Source organism: Sulfitobacter profundi, assembly GCF_042661425.1.
GTDB lineage: Bacteria > Pseudomonadota > Alphaproteobacteria > Rhodobacterales > Rhodobacteraceae > Sulfitobacter > Sulfitobacter profundi.
The window spans coordinates 1,017,582-1,033,738 of the sequence record NZ_JBHSWA010000001.1 but is presented as its reverse complement, the minus strand read 5'-3'; the positions used below and the strand labels follow the sequence as shown (position 1 = coordinate 1,033,738).

The following is a 16,157-nucleotide window of genomic DNA, read 5'->3' as shown; positions in this document are numbered from 1 at the left end:
GGCCGACCAACAGGGAAGTAAAATTTGTGAATGACAGCCAGAGCGTGATCAGCGCCAGCAATCTAGATCTGACCTTTCAAACCAATGACGGGCCGGTCCATGCGTTGAAAGACGTGAACCTTGAAATCCACAAAGGGGATTTCGTCAGCTTTATCGGCCCGTCGGGCTGCGGGAAGACGACCTTTCTGCGGGTTATGGCCGACCTTGAGCAGCCCACGGGCGGCACCGTGACCATCAACGGTGTCTCGCCCGAGGAGGCGCGCAAATCGCGGGCCTACGGCTACGTCTTTCAGGCGGCGGGGCTCTATCCGTGGCGCACCATCGGCGGCAATATCCGGCTGCCGCTTGAGATCATGGGCATTCCCCGTGCTGAGCAGGCCGAACGGGTGCAGCGCGTGCTGGAACTGGTGGAACTCAGCGGGTTTGAGAAGAAGTTCCCTTGGCAATTGTCGGGGGGATGCAGCAACGGGCCTCTATCGCACGGGCGTTGTCGTTCGATGCCGACATCTTGCTGATGGACGAACCCTTTGGCGCGTTGGACGAAATCGTGCGTGACCACCTCAACGAGCAACTGCTGAAGCTCTGGGCCCGGACGGAAAAGACCATTGCCTTCGTCACCCACTCGATCCCTGAGGCGGTCTATCTGTCGACCAAGATCGTGGTGATGAGCCCGCGGCCCGGTAGGATCGCGGATGTGATCGAAAGCCCGCTGCCGCGTGAACGCCTCTTGGAAATCCGCGAAAGCCCTGAGTTTCTAGAGATCGCGCATCGCGTCCGTGAGGGGCTGCGCGCCGGGCATGGGGACGATTGATGCGTAACATTATCCCCGTTCTTACGGTCGTGGGGCTGTTGATTGTCGTTTGGTATGGCGCTGCTGTCGCGCTCAACGCGCAATGGGCGCGGGATGTGGCGGCGCGGGCGGATAAAACGCTGACATTCTCGGAATTGGTGGCCGATACGTGGTCGCAGGATAAGCCCAAGCTGCCCGCACCGCATCAGGTGGGGGCCGAACTGTGGGAGACCACGGTGATGAAGAAAGTCACGTCGAAACGCTCGCTTGTCTATCACACATGGGTCACCTTCAGCGCGACCTTCCTTGGCTTTGTCATGGGGACCGCACTTGGGACACTGCTGGCGGTGGGGATCGTGTTTAACCGCACGATGGACATGTCGGTGATGCCTTGGGTGATTGCCAGCCAGACCATTCCGATTTTGGCCATCGCACCGATGATCATCGTGGTGCTGAATGCCGTGGGCCTCTCTGGCCTGCTGCCCAAGGCGATCATCAGCATGTATCTGTCGTTTTTCCCGGTGGTCGTGGGCATGGTCAAAGGGCTGCGCAGCCCGGATCAGATGCAGTTGGACCAGATGCGCACTTGGCACGCGAGCGGTTGGCAGACCTTTTGGAAGCTGCGGCTGCCGTCGTCGATGCCGTACTTCTTTACCTCGCTGAAAGTCGGTGTCGCGGCCTCTCTCGTCGGTGCCATCGTGGGCGAGATGCCGACGGGTGCTGTGGCGGGCCTTGGGGCGCGGTTGCTGGCGGGCAGCTACTATGGTCAGACGGTCCAGATTTGGAGCGCGCTTATCATGGCGGCAGCTTTGGCGGCGGTGATGGTGGGGTTGATCGGGTTGATCCAACGGGTCACGCTAAAACGAATGGGGATGGCATGATGGGTTGGATAGTTTTCGCCATCGCCGCTTGGCTGGTCGGGCTTTCGATAAACGTCTGGCTTGCGCGGCAAAAACCGTCCCGTTGGGCGGCGCTCGCTTCGCCGATTGTTTTCGGTCTGACGCTCATCGCGGTTTGGGAAGGGGTGGTGCGCGGTTTTGACATCAACCAAGTGCTGCTGCCTGCGCCTTCGGTGATCGCTGCGCGGTTTGCGACCTCATTGGACATTCTGTGGGTCGACTTTGTGCAGACTGTCATCAAGGGCGCGCTGAGCGGCTATATCATCGGCTGCAGCGCGGCCTTCCTGACAGCGCTGGCGATTGATCGTTTTCCTTTCCTGCAACGCGGGCTGCTCCCGGTGGGCAACTTCGTGGCCGCGCTGCCGATCATCGGCATGGCGCCGATCATGGTGATGTGGTTCGGCTTTGGCTGGCAGTCCAAGGCGGCGATTGTCGTGGTCATGGTGTTCTTTCCGATGCTGGTAAACACGGTGCAGGGCTTGCAGGCCAGCGACACCATGCAGCGCGACTTGATGCGGACCTATGCCGCCGGTTATTGGCGCACGCTTTTGAAACTGCGGCTGCCTGCGGCGATGCCTTTTGTCTTCAACGGGTTAAAGATCGGCACCACCCTTGCCCTGATCGGCGCCATCGTTGCTGAATTCTTCGGCTCTCCGGTGCTGGGCATGGGCTTTCGCATCTCCACCTCGGTTGGGCAGCTTGCGCTTGATCTGGTCTGGGCCGAGATTGTTGTCGCGGCAATAGCCGGATCGGCGTTCTATGGTATCATGGCCCTTATCGAAGGACGGGTGACCTTTTGGCACCCCAGCCAGAGGAACTAAAGACGACCAACCAACAGGGAGATAAAAATGAAAACCATCACGAAGATCGCAGCCGGGGCCGCCTTGGGCCTTTGGGGGGCGTGGCGCAGGCCGCCGACGACCTGACGCTGCAGCTCAAATGGGTCACGCAGGCCCAGTTCGCGGGCTATTACGTCGCCAAGGACAAGGGCTTTTACGAGGAAGAGGGGCTGGACGTCACGATCAAGCCCGGCGGGCCGGACATCGCGCCGGTGCAGGTGCTTCTGGGCGGTGGGGCCGACGTGATGGTCGACTGGCTGCCCTCGGCGCTGGCCGCGCGCGAAAAGGGCGCGCCGATTGTGAACATCGCACAACCTTTCGCGAAATCCGGCCTGATGCTGACCTGCCTCAAAGAGCATGGCATCGAAAGCCCCGAGGATTTCCCCGGCAACACGTTGGGCACTTGGTTCTTCGGCAATGAGATCCCGCTGATGAGCTGGATGGGCAAGCTGGGCTATCCCACCGATGGCTCCGACGGTGGGGTGACGATCCAAAAGATCAACTTCAACGTCGACCCGCTGCTGCAAAAGCAGGTCGAATGCGCCACCACCATGACCTACAACGAATATTGGCAGGTGATCGACGCAGGGCTGACGCCCGAGGATCTGGTGGTCTTCAAATATGAGGACGAGGGCATCTCGACGCTGGAAGACGGTCTTTACACCACCGAAGAGAGCCTCGAAGACCCCGAGATGGTCGACAAGCTGGCGCGTTTCGTCCGCGCCTCGATGAAGGGCTGGAAATACGCCGAGGAGAATGTCGAGGAAGCCGCCGACATCGTGCTGGAAAACGACCAGACCGGCGCCCAGACCGAGAAGCACCAGACCCGCATGATGGGCGAGATCGCCAAGCTGACCGAGGGCAGCGATGGCCGCTTGGACGAAACCGCGTTTGACCGCAGTGCGGAGATCACCATGGAAGGTGGCATGATCACGAAAGCGCCCGAGGGGGCTTGGACCCATGACATTACGGATAAAGCGCTTCAGTAAGCTTTGACGGTAATGAGAGTGGAAGGGCTGGCGCGATGCGCTGGCCCTTTCTTTTGGTGTGAGGGGCCAGCGCCTGCACGCGGTCGGCGATCCGACGGAGTTTTGTGCTACTTTATCGTTCAGCCGTGACGCGCCTTTTTAATGGCGCACCCGGCCTCACCAAATCGCCTAGCCGGTCGCACCAAAGGTGCGCTCTATATGCGGCACGCCTTTGGCGTGACGGGCGGGCGGGCGGGCGATGGCCCGGTGCCTGCGGCCTGAGTCCGGGCTGAGCGTTGTCAAAAGGGGCTTAGAGCACCGTGACCTTCGTCCCAATCGGCACACGCTGATAGAGATCGATCACATGTTCGTTCAGCATCCGAATGCAGCCGTTGGAGACCGAACGGCCGATGGAGTTCGGCTGCGTGGTCCCGTGAATGCGGAAAAAGGTGTCCCGCCCATTCTGGAACAGGTAGAGCGCCCGCGCGCCCAAGGGGTTGCCGGGGCCGCCGGGCTGGGCGTCGGTGTTGCCGATGAAACGTTTGTAGGTCTGCGGCTCGCGTTCGATCATCTCATTGGTCGGGCGCCATGTGGGCCATTCTTTTTTGACATCGATGGTGGCGGTGCCGGTGAATTCCAATCCCGCTTTACCGACGCCCACGCCATAGCGCATCGCTTGGCCCGGGGCGGTTACGAAATAGAGGTAATGACTGCGCGGCAGGATCAGCAATTGACCGGGCGCATATTGCGCTTTCATCGGCACCATCTGCGGGGCGGCACTGTAGGCGGCGGTGCGCGCCTGCGCCATCAGGGGAAGGGCGGCTGCGGCCACGGTGCTGGTCAGAAAACTACGGCGGCGCATGGCAGGCTCCATCAATCTATTGCTGTTTCGCTCTGCATTTTGCCACGGGGGCGCATTTTAGCAAGGCTGGACATAAAAAAACCGACCTGCCGGTATCAGCAGGTCGGTCAAATTCTTGCATCAGGGCCGAGGCCCCCGGCCATTAGGCCAGCGCGAGGTTGGTCGCGGATTCACGGCCGTCACGGCCTGCTTCGATGTCGAAGGTCACTTTCTGGTTGTCGGCCAGGCCGGTCAGGCCAGCGCGCTCAACAGCGGAAATGTGCACGAAAACGTCTTTGCTGCCGCCATCGGGAGCAATGAAGCCGAAGCCTTTAGTTGTGTTGAACCATTTTACGGTGCCAGTGGCCATATCCGTAGTCTCCATATTTATGCCATCCGCGTTGGTGCGATGGCCCGGCGTGGTTGGTCTGGATCGATAGACTGAGCGCCGTATGAGGGAGACAGTGGGTCGAAAAAGATAACGTCTGCACCGTCTATATTGCATCAGGAGGGGATTCGTTCAAGGGGCATCGCATTTTGGGGCCACAACAGGTCTGCGCTGTTGCGGATTTCGGCAAATTATCGCCACGAAGTTTCGTGTTCCCCATATTTTGCGGGGAGCGGCCCCGAATGCGCTGTCCCGAGTTTGCCTAAAACTGGTCTCATTGCTGCCCGGCATAGGTGGTTTTTTGTGAGAAAGCCCCAAGTGCGCCTGCCAGCGCCCCCTCATGTGGAGTAATGAGACATGATGCGTATCCTTGCCGTAGACGATGACCCGGTCATCCTTGACCTGCTTACAGGTTGCCTGACCGAGAATGACAATTACGAGCTGACCTGTTGCGAAAGCTCGGAAGAGGCGCTTGAGATCATGCAAGAGTCGAACCGACCGTTCGATTCCTTCCTGCTTGATATCATGATGCCCGGCATCAACGGGATCAGCCTGTGTGAGATGATCCGCGATGTGCCTTTCTACCGCGCTGTGCCGATCATCATGATCACTGCCAGCAAAGAACCTGCGATGATGCAGCGGGCCTTTGATGCGGGGGCCACCGATTTCCTCTGCAAGCCTTTGGATGGTGTCGAGCTCAGCGCGCGGATCAATGCCGCCAGCATGCTCAATGCCTCGCTGCTGCGCGAACGTGAGGCGCAGCATACGCTGAGCGAGTTGACGCAGATGATGCAGATCCGCTTTGACGAGGATTTCGATCTCGATGTCTCGGCCTGTAGCAACGTCTCCGAGCTTGAGAATTACCTGCTGCGCCTGCCGAGCGGTTGTTTCTCGATGAGCCTCTTTTCGATCTCAGTCGAGGGTGCGCGCGGCATCTATCGCGCGGTCAAGGCCCCGGCCTTCCGCCGCCAGATGGAGCAGGTGGCCCGCGCCTCGGTGCATTCGCTGGAGGGCATGCGCTTTCATCTGGCCTATGCGGGCAGTGGGCGTTTCATCGGGGTGGTGATGAGCCGCGCCCGGTTGAACACCGCCTCCATGGCCGATCGCACGCGCGAGCATCTGGAAAAGAATTGGGACGGCAAAGGTATGAACGGCGGGCTGGCCCCGTCCTTGCAAGTGCATTCGGTCACCGAGCAGCGCCTCTGGTCGGGTCTTTCGGCCAGCAACAAGCTGCGTGAGTATCTGCAAAGCTGGGATCCGCTGCACGGTCTGGCGCGGCATGATGAAGACAACCTCTTTGCCCAGCTGGAAACGGCGATCGACGAAGAACGCTGAGGGCTCTGCTCGTCCTCAGCTTTGTGACGCGCCCGTTCTGCCGTGAGGTGGGGCGGGCGTTTCGCGTTCAGGCGATGCCCGGCGTGTCTCCGGGCGGGACCGATGCTGCGCTGAGCAAAGAAAAGGGCGCCGGAAATCCGACGCCCTCCAAATCGCTAATCCGCTATGCTTACCGCGCGAATTTCTTGTGCTTCAGGCGCTTCGGCTCAAGCGCATCGGCACCCAGACGGCGCTTCTTGTCTTCTTCGTAATCTTCGAAGTTGCCTTCGAACCATTCCACATGCGCTTCGCCTTCAAAGGCAAGGATGTGGGTACAGATACGATCGAGGAAAAAACGGTCGTGCGAGATGACCACGGCGCAGCCCGCGAAATCGACCAGCGCGTCTTCGAGCGCGCGGAGGGTTTCGACATCGAGATCGTTGGTCGGTTCATCGAGCAGCAGCACGTTGCCGCCTTCTTTGAGCAGACGCGCCATGTGTACGCGGTTGCGTTCACCACCCGACAGCAGGCCGACTTTCTTCTGCTGGTCGCCGCCCTTGAAGTTGAAGGACGAGCAATAGGCGCGGCTGTTTACCTCGGCATCACCCAGCTTGATGATCTCGGCGCCGCCGGTGATCGCCTGCCAGACGGTGTCATCATGGTTCAGGTCATCGCGGGACTGGTCAACATAGGACAGATCAACCGTGTCGCCGTATTCGATGGTGCCTTCGTCCGGTGTTTCATGCCCGGTGAGCATTTTGAATAGCGTCGATTTACCCGCGCCGTTGGGGCCGATCACACCGACGATACCGCCGGGCGGTAGGCTGAAATTCAGCCCATCAATCAGCTGCTTGTCGCCCATGTGCTTTTTCAGGCCTTCGACCTCGATCACCTTGTTGCCAAGGCGCGGGCCGTTGGGGATGACGATCTGGGCGCGGCTGAGTTTTTCGCGCTCGGAGGTTTCGGCCATCTCGTTATAGGCCGCGATCCGGGCTTTGGATTTGGCCTGACGGGCCTTGGCACCTTGGCGCATCCATTCAAGTTCGCGCTCAAGCGTTTTTTGCTTTGACTTGTCTTCGCGGGCCTCTTGGCTCAGGCGCTTGGCTTTCTGCTCCAGCCAATCGGAATAGTTGCCCTCGTAAGGGATGCCGCGGCCACGGTCCAATTCGAGGATCCAGCTGGTGATGTCATCAAGGAAATAACGGTCGTGGGTGACGGCAAGGATCGTGCCTTTGTAGTCGATCAAGTGCTGTTGCAGCCACGCGATGGTTTCCGCGTCAAGGTGGTTGGTCGGTTCGTCCAAGAGTAGCATGTCGGGCGCTTCGAGCAGCAGTTTGCACAGCGCCACGCGGCGCGCTTCACCGCCCGAGAGGTTTTCGGGCATCGCGTCATCGGGCGGACAGCGCAGCGCTTCCATCGATACGTCGATCTGGCTGTCGAGATCCCAAAGGTCTTGGGCGTCGATGTCGTCTTGCAGCTTGGCCATCTCTTCAGCGGTCTCGTCGCTGTAGTTCATCGCCAGTTCATTGTAGCGATCCAAAATGGCCTTTTTCCCGGCCACGCCCTCCATGACGTTCTCGCGCACGGTCTTGGTCGGGTCGAGCTTGGGTTCCTGTGGCAGGTAGCCGACCTTGGCGCCCTCGGCGGCCCATGCTTCGCCGGTGAAATCCTTGTCGAGCCCGGCCATGATCTTGAGCAGGGTGGATTTACCCGCGCCGTTGACGCCGACGACACCGATCTTCACGCCGGGCAGGAAGTTCAGGTGGATGTTTTCGAATGTCTTCTTGCCCCCAGGGTAGGTCTTGGAGACGCCGGACATGTGATAGACGTATTGATAGGCAGCCATTTGGAGAATCCTCGAAGCGCGATTTGGGGTTTGCAGTGCAATATCGCCCGGGCAGGGCAAGATCAAACACTCTATACGCCGCAGGGCTGTCGACCGCCGGTGTCGCAAGAGGCGCGTCTCGCGCCGCGTGCCTCAGGCGGGCGATGCGGGCTATTGGATGGTTTTACAACGGTTTGGCAGGCGATCTGTGCAGTTGGGAAGCGAAATGCGGTCGACTTTTCTGCGCTTTTTGCGCTAGGATTCTTGCAATCTACGATTGGGCGGCGATTTTCGGCCATCGTGGAGTAGGCAGGCTGAAAGCGGTGCTCACCCTTCGCGGTGTATCGACTGGCAGTCATAAAAACAGGGAAATACTCATGTCAAAATCCACAATCGTTGTGGGTCTGGACGGATCGGAAGCCGGCGCGCGTGCTTTGGCCTTCGCTCAGGCTCAGGCCAAACAGATCGGGGATTGTTCGATCACGGTTTGCTTCGTGATCGAATGGTCGCCTTTCACTTTTCAGACCAAGGAAGAGAACGAGCAGCGCCACATGCGGCGCGAGCAGGAGTTGCAGCGCGCGCATGACGTGGTGCTTGATCCGGCGGTGGCAGAGGCCAAAGCCTCGGGCGTGGAGGTCGAAGGGATCGTGCGGCACGGTGATGTGGCCGATATCCTTGAAGGTGTCGCCAAGAAGCGCGGTGCGCTTCAGATTGTTGTCGGTCGGGTCGGTGAGCGCGGGCTCAAGCGGCTCTTTGGCGGGGTGACGGGCCGGTTGGTCGCGGGCTCCAGCGTGCCTGTCACGATCATTCCCTGAAAGGATAAGCCATGAATAAGCTATTTACCTTTGCGATGGCCATTTTTGCGTCATTGCTGCCGACCCTTGCCGCCGCGCAAGAGGCTGTCGGCGTCGACCAGCGTATCAACCAGATTTTTGCCGATTACACCGGTTGGTATGTTTCGTTCATCTTCGCCCCGCTGCCGGGCACGAATTTCTCATGGATCGCGCTGTGGCTGGTCGTGGGTGCGGTGGTCTTCACCGTCTATTTCGGGGCCATTCAGGTCAAAGGGTTTTGGCATTCGATCCAACTGGTGCGGGGCGATTATTCTGATCCGGACGATGCGGGCGAAGTGAGCCACTTTCAGGCGTTGGCGACGGCGCTGTCGGGCACCGTGGGTCTGGGCAACATCGCGGGCGTGGCCGTAGCCGTCAGCATCGGCGGGCCGGGCGCGACATTCTGGATGGTGGTTGCGGGCCTGTTCGGCATGGCGACCAAGTTCACCGAATGTACGCTGGGCGTGAAATACCGCAATGAATTCCCCGACGGCCACGTCTCGGGCGGGCCGATGTATTATATCGTCAAAGGCTTTTCCGAGCGCGGCTTGCCGCTGGGTGGCTTCATGGCGGTGCTGTTCTCGATCTTCACCATTCTGGGCGCGCTAGGCGGGGGCAACATGTTCCAAGCCAACCAAGCCCATGCGCAGCTTGCAGGTGTTTTGGGGGACTATCCGGGCTGGATTACCGGTGTGATCCTTGCCGGTGTGACCTTTGCCGTGATCGCGGGCGGTCTGAAATCCATCGCGCGGGTGACGGAAAAGATCGTGCCCTTCATGGGTGTCTTCTATGTGCTGGTGTCGGTGCTGATCCTCATCATCAACTGGGACATGATCGGCTGGGCCTTTGGCCAGATTTTCATGGGCGCCTTTACCGGTCTGGGCGTTGTCGGCGGCTTTACTGGGGCGTTGATCCAAGGCTTCCGTCGGGCGGCCTTTTCCAACGAAGCGGGCATCGGTTCGGCGGCCATCGCCCACTCGGCGGTGCGCACCAAAGAGCCGGTGACCGAGGGCTACGTCGCGCTGTTGGAGCCCTTCATCGACACGGTGGTGATCTGCACCATGACGGCTTTGGTCATCGTGATCAGCGGCGTGCTGAACCAAGACCCGGAAACCGGGCTCTACATCTGGAACGCCGAAGCGGGCCGGATCGCGACCGAAGGTGAAGTCAGCGGCGTGGCCCTGACCTCGGCGGCCTATGCGCGGGCGTTCTCGTGGTTCCCGATCTTGTTGATGATTGCGGTGGTGCTCTTTGCATTCTCGACGATGATCAGCTGGTCCTACTATGGCCTCAAGGCTTGGACCTATCTCTTCGGCGAGGGGGCGGTGAAAGAGTTAATCTTTAAGATCATCTTCTGCGTCTTCATCGTGATCGGCGCGGCGGCGAGCCTTGGGCCGGTGATCGACTTCTCCGATGCCATGCTCTTCTCGATGGCGATCGTGAACATCATCGCGCTCTACTTCCTGATGCCGATCGTGAAGCGCGAGCTGAACAGCTATGTCGCGCGGCTGCGTTCGGGCGAGATCGTGAAGCACAAGTAAGCGCCTTGCATTGACAAAGGGCAGCAATGCCCCTCCTTTGGCCCCTGATTTCCGATCGGGGGCCATTTTCTTGCGTAATACCATGCCATTCGCCACAAGTGGGCAGGTCATCGGCCTGCTAGGCGGGTCGTTTGACCCGGCGCATGAGGGGCATGCACATATCACCCGCGAGGCATTGAAACGGTTCGGGCTGGACCGCGTGTGGTGGCTGCTCAGCCCCGGCAACCCGCTGAAAGAACACGGGCCAGCGCCCATGGCGCAGCGCAAAGCGCGGGCGCGGGCGGTGATGGATCACCCGCGCGTTGAGATCACCGATATCGAGGCGCAGCTTGGCACCCGCTACACGGCTCAGACGCTGGCGGCGCTGCGGCGGCACTTCCCCGGCGTGCGCTTTGTCTGGTTGATGGGGGCCGATAACCTTGCGCAGTTTCATCTGTGGCAAGATTGGCGGCAAATCATGGAGACGGTGCCGGTGGGCGTGCTGGCCCGGCCCGGGCAACGTATCTCGGCCCGGATGAGCCGGGCGGCGGCGCTTTATGCGCCTTACCGGATCGCGGGGCGCAACAGCCAGCTTTTGGGCCATGCCACGGCGCCTGCGTGGTGTTTCGTGAATGTGCCGATGGTCGATGTCTCATCCACCGCGCTGCGCGCTGCCGGGGGCTGGCGCTCAGCGTAGCCGGGCCGAGGTGATGCCAGCGGTGATGATGACGGCAAGCCCCGCCCATGTCAGCGCATCGGGCAGGGTGCTAAACAGGAAGAGCCCCAGCAGCACCGCCGCGATCAGTTGGAAATAGACCAAAGGTGCCAGCCGCGTCGCGGGCGCGCGGCGATAGGCGTAGAGCAGCAGCAGATTGCCCAACATCGAAAACAGCGCGCTTGCGGTCGCCAATCCGGCGACGGGCAGGGTGGCTTGGGGCAGGTTCATCAGGCCCAAGGGCAGCAGCATCACCGCGCTCATCGCCAGTTGGGTAAAGGTCAGCGCAAGGGGTGGTGCCAGATCAGAAAGCCAGCGCGACATGGTCAGGAAAACCCCGTAGAACAGCCCCGCGGCCACGGCGAACAGCAGCCCCGGCCCGCCGGTGCCGCCGCCCAGCCCCGGACGCACCACCAGCAGCACACCGCAAAAGCCCAGCAGGATCAAAGCGCTGCGCAGCAGGCTGATGCGTTCGCGCAGGAAAATCGCGGCCAAAAGGTAGCTGACCATCGGCCCGATAAAGAAGGCGGCAAAGACATTGGCAATCGCCTCTGTCTGGAGCGCGGTTTGAATGCAGGTGATGCCCAACGCCAGCGTGGCGGCGCGCAGCCAGAGCCGCCAGTCGCGCATCAGGCCCCAAGTGCCACGCGGCAGGAACGGCAGCACCATCAGCGCGCCGATGGCAAAGCGCGACCACGCCACAAAAACCGGTGCCACGCCCATCCCCGAGGTCAAAATCTTGCCCGCGCTGTCCCCTGCGGGGATCAGTGACATGGCGATAAACATGATCGGAATAGCGCGTTGCATGATGTCGGGGTAGCAGGTCGGCGGTTTTGTGCAACCGCGAAAGGCCCCCTGTTGTCAGACAGGTTGTGGCCGAACGCCGCATGGGGTTTATATCAAGCCCATGAGCCAGAGTTTTACACGACGCATTTTCCTTGGAACGGCTGCCGCTGCGATGGTGGCGGCCTCTGCTTGGGCCGAGTCCCCGACCACTTCGTTGCGCCCCATGGGACGTGATGACGACCTGTATAAACAGGCCATTCCTAACGTTTCCGAGATCATCGCAGACAGCGGGATCAGCGGCACGGTAGCCTTTGCCGTGGTCGATGTCGAAAGCGGCGTCTGGCTGGAGGCGTCCAACGCCACAGATGGCATCCCGCCGGCCAGCAGCATTAAGGCGATCACCGCGCTTTATGCGCTGGACCAACTGGGCCCCGATCACGTTTTCGAGACGCGGTTGCTAGCGACGGGCGGGTGTGGTCAATGGCGAGGTGCAGGGCGATCTGATCCTCGTTGGCGGGGGTGACCCGACACTCGACAGCGACGATCTGGGCCAGATGGCCGAAGAGTTGAAAGAGGCGGGCATCATTGGCGTAAAGGGCACGTTCAAGGTCTATGAGGGCGCATTTCCCGCGACCTTTGCGATTGACCCCGAACAGCCCGACCATGTGGGTTATAACCCCGGCGTTTCAGGCATCGCGCTGAATTACAACCGGGTGCATTTCGAATGGAAACGCAGTGGCGGTGGTTATGACGTGACGATGGAGGGCCGCGCGGGGCGTTATGCGCCTGCGGTGCGCGCCGCGACGATGGAAGTCGTCGATCGAAGCGGGCCGGTTTACACCTATGAGAACAAACCCGACCGCGATGTCTGGACCGTGGCAAAGAGCGCCTTGGGCTCGGGCGGCGCGCGTTGGCTGCCGATCCGGCGGCCCGGCGTCTATGCGGGCGATATTTTCGCGACGATTGCCCGCAGCCACGGTATCAAGCTGGGCGATGCGGAACTGGCCGAAGCGCTGCCCGAAGGGGAGACCCTCGTCACCCATCGCAGCGCCAAGTTGCGGCCGATCCTGAAGGACATGCTGGAATATTCCACCAACCTTACGGCAGAGATGGTCGGCTTGGCCGCCAGCGCCAAACGGCTGGGAACGGTGCCCAGCCTGCGGGCCTCGGCGGCAGAGATGAACAAATGGGCGGTCGAGGAACTGGGCATGGAAAACCCGGCAATGATCGACCACTCGGGCCTTGGCGATGACAGCAAGATGACCGTGCATGACATGGCCGGGGGCTGGCGCGCATTCACGGCACCGGGCTGCGGCCTATTCTGAAGCCGGTCTATCTGCGCGATGACCGGGGCCGTCCAGAGCGGGACAATCCGATCAAGATCGACGCAAAGACCGGGACGCTGAACTTTGTCTCGGCGCTGGCTGGGTTTTTGACCACGCCCGAAGATCGGGTGCTGGCCTTTGCGATCCTGACCGCGAACACCGATGAACGCGCCAAGATCAGCCGGGCGGAACGGGAGCGTCCGCCGGGGGCGCGGACTTGGAACGGGCGGGCCAAACGTGTGCAGCGTGGCCTGCTGGAGCGTTGGGGGCTGCTGTATAACGTGGCCGTGAAACCTGAGCCTGAAGCCGCAGCCGAGCCTGAAACGCAGACGGCCCCCGAGCCTGACGCTGAGGGCGAGGCAGAGCAGGAAGCCGTGCTGGAAGAGTCCTAACCCGCGCTTAGGTCAGATGCCGTGCCCGCGCGCCGCGCTCAATCGCGGCGGCGTGGAGCCGGTCGATGTTGAGCTCATAGCGGATCTCTTCGAGCAGGCGCAGTTCGGCTTCGTCGAGTGTGCCATCGGCGGCGGCCACGTCGCAGGCCAGCGCATAGGCCGTTTCATGCAGGCGTTCGGGCAGCGCTTCGCGGATCAGGCCAAAGAGGGCATCCAGCCCGTCTTCTTGTTCAAACAGGTCAAAGACCGTCTTGCTGATCGTCGCGACGCGGTCGTTGTCGTAGCCCGAGAACACTGGCAGCAGGTTCAGCGCGGATTCGATTTTGACCAGTTCGGCGGTGCGAATGTCTTCGTCCGAGGCCGAGACCGCGATCATCAGCGCGACAAGGCTATCTTGGGCGCTGAGCGAGAGGGAAGATGTGTCGGGCATCGGGAAATCCTTTGAACAGGTATGTTGCAGCGCAGAATATTGACCCTCAGGGTGCGAAGCAATAGGAACGGGCGACCCCGTGCGCATTGGGCGCAGGGGCGCCAAAAGATGGATGATCTAACATGTCCGAGACCCGAGACGCGGCACTCAGCAGCAAAGCATGGCCCTTTGAAGAAGCGCGCCGGGTGCTCAAACGTTACGCCAAGAAACCGCCAGAGAAGGGCTATGTGCTGTTCGAGACGGGCTATGGCCCTTCCGGCTTGCCGCATATCGGGACCTTTGGCGAGGTGCTGCGCACCACGATGATCAAGCGCGCCTTTGAAGAGATCAGCGATATTCCCACCAAGCTGGTGTGCTTCTCGGACGATCTGGACGGCATGCGCAAGGTGCCGGGCAACGTGCCGCAGCAGGACATGCTGAAAGAGCATATGCACAAGCCATTGACCGTGGTGCCGGACCCCTTCGGCACGCATGAGAGCTTTGGCCACCACAACAACGCCATGCTGCGCCGGTTCCTCGATACCTTTGGGTTCGAGTATGACTTTTATTCCGCGCGCGAGTTCTATCGTTCTGGTCAATTCGATGAGGTGCTGCTGCGCGCCTGCGAGAAATACGATGAGATCATGGCGGTGATGCTGAAGTCGCTGCGCGAGGAGCGTCGTCAGACCTATTCGATCTTTCTGCCGATCCACCCCGAGACGGGCCGCGTGCTTTATGTGCCGATGAAAGAGGTCAACGCCAAGGACGGCACGATCACCTTCGACGACGAGGACGGCACCGAGATGACCCTGCCGGTGACAGGCGGCAACGTGAAGCTGCAATGGAAGCCCGATTTCGGCGCGCGTTGGGCCGCTCTGGATGTCGACTTTGAGATGTACGGCAAAGAACACGCGACCAATACCGCGATCTATGACCGTATCTGTGAGATCCTCGGCGGCAAAAAGCCCGAGCATTTCAGCTATGAGCTGTTCCTTGATGAGAACGGTCAGAAGATTTCCAAGTCCTCGGGCAACGGCATTTCGATCGACCAGTGGCTGACCTATGCCAGCACTGAGAGCCTGTCGTATTTCATGTTCCAAAAGCCCAAAACGGCCAAACGCATGTATTTCGACGTGATCCCCAAGGCGGTGGACGAATACCACCAGCAGCTGCGGGCCTATGAAACACAGGACACCAAGGCGCGGCTCAACAACCCGGTTTGGCATATCCACGGCGGCGATGTGCCCCAGTCGGATATGGTGGTGCCCTTCTCGATGCTGCTGAACCTTGCGAGCGTGTCGAGCGCCGAGGACAAGTCGCAGCTTTGGGGCTTTATCCAGCGCTATGCGCCTGAGGCCACGCCGGAAAACAACCCCGGAATGGATCAGGCGGCGGGCCATGCGGTGCGCTATTTCAATGACTTCGTCAAACCGACCAAAGTGTTCCGCGCGCCGAGCGATCTGGAGCGCGAAGCGCTAGAAGACCTGCGCGAGCGGCTGAAGGTTTGGGACGGTGGTCTGGATGCCGAGGCGTTGCTGAGCATGGTTTTTGCCGTCGGCAAAGAGCGTTTCGACCCGCTGCGCGACTGGTTCACGGCGCTTTACGAAGTGCTGCTGGGGGCCAGCCAAGGGCCGCGATTTGGTGGGTTTATCGCGCTTTACGGCGTGGATGAGACCGTGGCACTGATCGACGCCGCACTGGAAGGCAAGCTGACCAACACGTGAAACTTTTGCCTCTGCCCTTGCGTGACTTAGATCATTCAATATGGGCAAAGGGGGAAAGGCGATGCGTAAAGGGATGTTCACATTTTTCGGAGGGCTGGTGCTGTCGGCCCTCCTGAGCTTTGGCGCTATGGCGCAGCAGGCCGAGATCGAAGAGACGATCAACAGCCAATTCGACGCCTTTCGCGCGGATGACTTTGCCGCTGCCCTCGAATTCGCCACGCCGAATTTGCAGCGCTTTTTCCAGACCCCCGAGAACTTTCGCAGCATGGTAAGCAACGGGTATCCCATGGTGCAGAACCCTGCCGAGGTGCGGTTTCTGGACCGTCGCGCGGATGGGTCGCGCTTTTATCAGGTGGTGCAGGTTGTCGACCCCAAGGGGTTTACCCATTTGCTGGGCTATCTGATGGAGCAGACGGACGCAGGCTGGCGCATCGGAGGGGTGCAGATCCTCGACGCGCCGGGGGCCAACGTCTGAGCGCTGTTGCGCGGTGCCCGCACGGCGGGCCAAGCGGCGATTAACACATCGTTGATACTTCCCTGACCTCGCGGTTCGGCCTGTCCGAGCCAGAGCAGTTGAGCGGCGCGCCCC

The 16,157-nt window shown here is 60.7% G+C and carries 14 protein-coding genes and 2 pseudogenes; 11 read left to right on the top strand and 5 right to left on the bottom strand.

From position 1 onward, the window contains the following. The first annotated feature begins 26 nt into the window (after nt 1-26). The 4 genes and pseudogenes from ACFQAU_RS05460 to ACFQAU_RS05445 all read left to right on the top strand — a co-directional run bounded on the left by ACFQAU_RS05460 (nt 27) and on the right by ACFQAU_RS05445 (nt 3,517). A pseudogene (locus tag ACFQAU_RS05460) lies at nt 27-811 on the top strand (ABC transporter ATP-binding protein). Next, nucleotides 811-1,671, top strand: coding sequence for an ABC transporter permease (locus ACFQAU_RS05455; RefSeq protein WP_206054302.1), 861 nt, complete (start codon nt 811-813; stop codon nt 1,669-1,671). The pseudogene ACFQAU_RS05460 and the gene ACFQAU_RS05455 overlap by 1 nt, the downstream one beginning before the upstream one ends. After that, nucleotides 1,671-2,510, top strand: coding sequence for an ABC transporter permease (locus ACFQAU_RS05450; RefSeq protein ID WP_132444817.1), 840 nt, complete (start codon nt 1,671-1,673; stop codon nt 2,508-2,510). The genes ACFQAU_RS05455 and ACFQAU_RS05450 overlap by 1 nt, the downstream gene beginning before the upstream one ends. 71 nt (nt 2,511-2,581) lie before the next feature. Further along, nucleotides 2,582-3,517 (top strand): ABC transporter substrate-binding protein, encoded by a 936-nt coding sequence (locus ACFQAU_RS05445; RefSeq protein WP_386283816.1) that lies wholly within the window; start codon nt 2,582-2,584, stop codon nt 3,515-3,517. Nucleotides 3,518-3,806: 289 nt separating this feature from the next. On the opposite strand, the gene ACFQAU_RS05440 is transcribed toward ACFQAU_RS05445, so the two are convergent. After that, a complete protein-coding gene (locus ACFQAU_RS05440) occupies nt 3,807-4,358 on the bottom strand; it encodes a L,D-transpeptidase (RefSeq protein WP_067623420.1) in 552 nt (183 codons plus the stop codon). A gap of 142 nt (nt 4,359-4,500) precedes the next feature. Continuing rightward, nucleotides 4,501-4,707, bottom strand: a complete 207-nt coding sequence (locus ACFQAU_RS05435) for a cold-shock protein (protein WP_067265226.1) — start codon at nt 4,705-4,707, stop codon at nt 4,501-4,503. A 375-nt stretch (nt 4,708-5,082) separates the two neighbouring features. Here ACFQAU_RS05435 and ACFQAU_RS05430 point away from each other — a divergent pair, with 375 nt between their 5' ends. Next, entirely contained in the window at nt 5,083-6,060 is a 978-nt protein-coding gene (locus tag ACFQAU_RS05430) for a response regulator (RefSeq protein WP_240791592.1), read from the top strand. Between the two features lie 169 nt (nt 6,061-6,229). Here the strand turns inward: ACFQAU_RS05430 and ettA are convergent, their stop codons facing one another. Further along, nucleotides 6,230-7,885, bottom strand: coding sequence for an energy-dependent translational throttle protein EttA (gene ettA / locus ACFQAU_RS05425; protein ID WP_120350171.1), 1,656 nt, complete (start codon nt 7,883-7,885; stop codon nt 6,230-6,232). 356 nt (nt 7,886-8,241) lie between these two features. On the opposite strand from ettA, the gene ACFQAU_RS05420 reads away from it, so the two are divergent. From ACFQAU_RS05420 to ACFQAU_RS05410, 3 genes are all read left to right on the top strand, one after another. After that, nucleotides 8,242-8,679: a universal stress protein gene (locus ACFQAU_RS05420; RefSeq protein ID WP_067623405.1), complete on the top strand. Its 438-nt coding sequence runs from the start codon at nt 8,242-8,244 to the stop codon at nt 8,677-8,679. Nucleotides 8,680-8,690: 11 nt separating this feature from the next. Next, nucleotides 8,691-10,238 (top strand): alanine/glycine:cation symporter family protein, encoded by a 1,548-nt coding sequence (locus ACFQAU_RS05415; RefSeq protein ID WP_132444728.1) that lies wholly within the window; start codon nt 8,691-8,693, stop codon nt 10,236-10,238. Nucleotides 10,239-10,320: 82 nt separating this feature from the next. After that, entirely contained in the window at nt 10,321-10,914 is a 594-nt protein-coding gene (locus tag ACFQAU_RS05410; protein WP_132444726.1) for a nicotinate-nucleotide adenylyltransferase, read from the top strand. Here ACFQAU_RS05410 and ACFQAU_RS05405 read toward each other — a convergent pair. Then, on the bottom strand, nt 10,906-11,739 hold the full coding sequence (locus ACFQAU_RS05405) for a DMT family transporter (protein WP_120350174.1): 834 nt from the start codon (nt 11,737-11,739) through the stop codon (nt 10,906-10,908). The two genes, ACFQAU_RS05410 and ACFQAU_RS05405, sit on opposite strands and share 9 nt — an antisense overlap. Before the next feature lie 100 nt (nt 11,740-11,839). Here ACFQAU_RS05405 and dacB point away from each other — a divergent pair. Further along, a pseudogene (gene dacB / locus ACFQAU_RS05400) lies at nt 11,840-13,435 on the top strand (D-alanyl-D-alanine carboxypeptidase/D-alanyl-D-alanine endopeptidase). A gap of 7 nt (nt 13,436-13,442) precedes the next feature. Here the strand turns inward: dacB and ACFQAU_RS05395 are convergent. Next, nucleotides 13,443-13,865: a tellurite resistance TerB family protein gene (locus tag ACFQAU_RS05395; RefSeq protein ID WP_067622015.1), complete on the bottom strand. Its 423-nt coding sequence runs from the start codon at nt 13,863-13,865 to the stop codon at nt 13,443-13,445. Between the two features lie 122 nt (nt 13,866-13,987). Here ACFQAU_RS05395 and ACFQAU_RS05390 point away from each other — a divergent pair, with 122 nt between their 5' ends. Both ACFQAU_RS05390 and ACFQAU_RS05385 read left to right on the top strand, forming a co-directional pair. Next, nucleotides 13,988-15,568, top strand: a complete 1,581-nt coding sequence (locus tag ACFQAU_RS05390; protein WP_132444724.1) for a lysine--tRNA ligase — start codon at nt 13,988-13,990, stop codon at nt 15,566-15,568. A gap of 73 nt (nt 15,569-15,641) precedes the next feature. After that, nucleotides 15,642-16,043 carry a DUF4864 domain-containing protein gene (locus tag ACFQAU_RS05385; RefSeq protein WP_067941556.1) on the top strand — a complete coding sequence of 134 codons (402 nt, stop codon included), beginning with the start codon at nt 15,642-15,644 and terminating at the stop codon, nt 16,041-16,043. The last annotated feature ends 114 nt before the right edge of the window (nt 16,044-16,157 follow it).